Source organism: Rhodoferax sp., assembly GCF_014859475.1.
Classification (GTDB): domain Bacteria; phylum Pseudomonadota; class Gammaproteobacteria; order Burkholderiales; family Burkholderiaceae_C; genus Rhodoferax.
In genome coordinates, this window is record NZ_JACUUE010000227.1 from 1 (window position 1) to 3,669 (window position 3,669).

3 protein-coding genes are annotated in these 3,669 nt (G+C 59.5%); 1 reads left to right on the forward strand and 2 read right to left on the reverse strand.

Annotated elements, in window-relative coordinates; translation table 11 throughout:
* Nucleotides 1–428 precede the first annotated feature (428 nt).
* Both IBX54_RS13450 and IBX54_RS13455 read right to left on the reverse strand, forming a co-directional pair.
* A complete protein-coding gene (locus IBX54_RS13450; protein ID WP_296543168.1) occupies nt 429–1,580 on the reverse strand; it encodes a cysteine desulfurase family protein in 1,152 nt (383 codons plus the stop codon).
* 333 nt (nt 1,581–1,913) lie between these two features.
* Nucleotides 1,914–2,777 (reverse strand): sterol desaturase family protein, encoded by an 864-nt coding sequence (locus IBX54_RS13455; protein ID WP_296543169.1) that lies wholly within the window; start codon nt 2,775–2,777, stop codon nt 1,914–1,916.
* Nucleotides 2,778–2,854: 77 nt separating this feature from the next.
* Here IBX54_RS13455 and IBX54_RS13460 point away from each other — a divergent pair, with 77 nt between their 5' ends.
* Nucleotides 2,855–3,517 (forward strand): metalloregulator ArsR/SmtB family transcription factor, encoded by a 663-nt coding sequence (locus IBX54_RS13460; protein ID WP_296543170.1) that lies wholly within the window; start codon nt 2,855–2,857, stop codon nt 3,515–3,517.
* Nucleotides 3,518–3,669: the final 152 nt, after the last annotated feature.

The window sequence follows — 3,669 nt, forward strand, 5'->3', positions numbered from 1 at the left end:
TTTAACCGCGCGTCGCTGACAATGCCACGATCTCTGCGACCATTGTTGAGAGAAATCGACATGGATCAAGATACAACGTCCGGTTTGGAAAAACGCAATATCTGGCTGTGCGGCCAGCAGGTGACTAACGAACTCGACCGGGCGATTGTGCTGCTGCGCCAGCATGCGCGCCCGGCCAAACCGTCGGGCATGGCGCGCTTTGGCATTGTGGGCAGCCAGCGTCTGGGCCTGTCCGTGGCCGGCATGGTGGCCGGGCCTGCCAAATTGACGTCGCGCCAAATGGACGCATGGGCCAAGGGTTTTGTGTCGTGGGAAGTCTGCGACCCGGTGTGCGGCAGCGCCTTGGTGGCGTCGCCACGGACGCGTTGCGGGAGCTCAACAGTGCTGCCCCTCACTCTCAACGCAGCCAACTGCTTTTCACATTTGAATTACCGGGCAAGCAAGCTTTGCCAGGCAATGGCCAGACTTTTCGCAGCATCGTGGACCTCGTCGGATGTCGTCATGCGCCCAACAGACAGTCGCACCGCACCGGCGGCACGCGTGGCATCCACACCCATCGCCGCCAGAACCCCGCTGACCGCATCATGTTCGGAATGACACGCCGAGCCAACGGATGCCGCCAGAACCTGGGCCACCTCGGCCAATACAAGACGCCCGCTGACACCCGGAAAGGAAACGTGCAGCGTATTTGGCAGTCGCTGCTCTGGGTGCCCGTTGAGTTGTAGCCCCGGAATGGCAGCGATCAGCGCTTGATGCAGTTGGTTGCGCAAGGTGAGCATGTGCGCCGCCATGCTTTCCAGCGAGGCGTTGGCCAGCGCCGCAGCCGCCCCGAGCGCCACAATCGCAGCCACATTCTCGGTGCCAGGTCGCAAACCGTGTTCCTGATCCGCGCCGTGCAGCACAGGGAGAACCGGTGTGCCCTCGCGTACATACAAGGCGCCGATGCCTTTGGGCGCATAAAACTTGTGACCCGCCAGCGTCAGCAAATCCACACCCAGGGCATCGACATCGAGCGGCACTTTGCCCGCGGACTGCGCTGCATCGGTATGCAAATGGATGCCGCGCTGGCGCGTTGCCGCTGCGATTTCCGGGATGGGCTGCAACGTGCCGACCTCGTTATTGGCATGCATGATCGAAACGAGCGCGGTGTCGTCTCTCAACGCGTTAGCCACCCGTTCCGCCGGGACTCGACCCAAGGCATCAACCGGCAACACCGTCACATCCCACCCTTGTGCGCGCAACTGCATGGCCGGCGCCATCACCGCAGGGTGTTCGACGGCGCTGATGACGATATGACGCTTGAGCGAGCCGTTCTCGATCACCGACCGCGCAGTTCCAAGCAGGGCCAGATTATTGGACTCGGTGGCACAGCCGGTAAAAACGATTTCGTAAGGATGGGCGCCGATCAGGTCGGCGACCTGGCATCGTGCAGTGGCAAGCGCTTGCGCGGCACGTCTGCCGTAGGCATGCGTGCTCGACGGGTTGCCGAATTGCTCGCGCAACCAGGGCAGCATCGCATCCAGCACTTCTGGCGCGACAGGGGTCGTGGCGTTGTAATCGAGGTAAATGGGATCAGCCATGCTGGAGTCTCCTTTAAGTTTCATCAGTAGTGTCCCAACGTTGAGTCTCGATTTCCGTGTAACTCATTGAATTGGTTCAATTTTTATGAATTTTCCACTGGTCTCGATTTGAATGTAATTTGGAAATCCCGCCCAATTAAATCAATGACTTAAACACGGAAAACTGACTAACTTGCATGCATCTAGAGCGACACCCCAAATGATGAAAGCGTACCGTCATCGCGAGCGCAGCGTGGCGATCCATGTCTTCGGAAGTCATGGATTGCGTCACTTCGTTCGCAATGACGCTGTTCTTTCACGTTAAATAGCAAACGTTGGGACACCAGTGAAGTTTCATGATTCCTTGCTACCAGACCGGTTGCGGTGGTTGATGGCGTAGCCTTGCACTTCGCCCCTGAACGGCATCAAGAGCATGCCGTCGAGTCGCACCACCTCGCGCGGATCGGTGTGGCCGTGAATGCCGATGCGCATGCCCACCTGGCCAGCGCGGGGTTGTTCGCGGTAGGTGCCAAACAGCCGGTCCCACCAAGGCAGGTTGAAGCCGAAGTTGGAATTGGTCTCGTCCTCTTCGACCGAATGGTGCACGCGGTGCATGTCGGGCGTGACGATAACCCAGCGCAGCACGCGGTCCAGGCCAACGGGCAGGCGAATGTTGCCGTGGTTGAACATGGCCGCCGCGTTAAGGATCACCTCGAAGATCACCACCGCCAGCACCGGCGGTCCGAGCACCGCGATGGTGGCGATCTTGATCAGCATGGACAGCACGATCTCGATGGGATGAAAACGCGCGCCCGTGGTCAGGTCGTAGTCGGGGTCGGCGTGGTGCACCCGGTGCAGCCGCCACAGCAGCGGCACCGCATGCACCATGACATGCTGCAGCCAGATCACAAAGTCCATGGCGATCACGGCCAGGGGCACGGCAAGCCCGAACGGCACATCAAAGTGATTCAGCAAACCCCAGCCCTTGGCCACACCGAACGCGGCCATGCCGACTGCCGCCAGCGGGAACATCAGGCGCAGCAACACGGTGTTGAGAACGACCAAACCGAGGTTGCTGCTCCAGCGCAACGCCTTCGATACCGTCAGCCGGCGCTGTGGTGCGACCAGCTCCCATAGCGCGACGAGCGCAAAGACACCGACAAAGAAGCCCATTCTGATCGCAGGCTCATGCGCCATCACAAACTGTTCAAACTCCATGCTGTCTCCATTCGATCAACGCCATCTTTTGCATTGGATCAATGTCAATCAATCCAACGGACGTTAGAATATACACCATGAACAATCGATCACTCAAGGACCTTCTGTACGAGCAGGTCGCCCGCGTTGGCAAGGCCCTTTCGAGCCCCAAGCGACTGGAAATCCTGGAAATGTTGGCTCAAGGCGAGAAGGCGGTCGAGACCATTTCTTCGGACGTGGCCATCGACAACAAGCTCGCCAGCGCGCACCTGAAAGCACTCAAGGAAGCCCGGCTGGTGCAGACCCGCCGCGACGGCAAACGTATTTATTACAGCCTCACCGGCAACGATGTGGCGCAGTTGGGCGTGAGCTTGCGCCAGGTGGCCGAGGAACATCTGATCGAGTTGCACATGGCGCTGCAGGACATGATGGCGGACCCGGACCGCATGGTCAGCTTGGGGCGCAAGGAACTGATGGCACAGGCCAAACGCGGCGAGGTCATTGTGCTCGATGTTCGTCCGCAGAGCGAGTTCGATGCGGCGCACCTGCCCAATGCGCGTTCATTGCCCTTGTCCGAGTTGGCCCAGCGTCTGGCCGAACTGCCGCGCGATGTGCAGATCGTTGCTTACTGCCGTGGCCCGTTTTGCCTGATGTCCGGTGAGGCGGTGAAGCTGTTACAAGCCCATGGCTACAAGGCCCGCAAGACTTTCGATGGCGTAAGCGAGTGGCAGGCAGCAGGATTGCCGATTGCCAAAGACTGATTAGCCAAGCAGAAACCCATGACTTAACGTGAAAGAACGTCGTTATTGCGAACGCTCCCCCGTCATTGCGAACGCAGTGAAGCAATTCATGCCCCCTGGACTGCCTGGACTACCTGGACTGCCGCGCTACGCTTTCCATGAACACCCCCGTC

Coding starts and splice junctions, on each gene's coding strand:
- IBX54_RS13450 (WP_296543168.1), bottom strand. CDS start 1,580: ATGGCTGATCCCATTTACCTCGATTACAACGCCACGACCCCTGTCGCG.
- IBX54_RS13455 (WP_296543169.1), bottom strand. CDS start 2,777: ATGGAGTTTGAACAGTTTGTGATGGCGCATGAGCCTGCGATCAGAATG.
- IBX54_RS13460 (WP_296543170.1), top strand. CDS start 2,855: ATGAACAATCGATCACTCAAGGACCTTCTGTACGAGCAGGTCGCCCGC.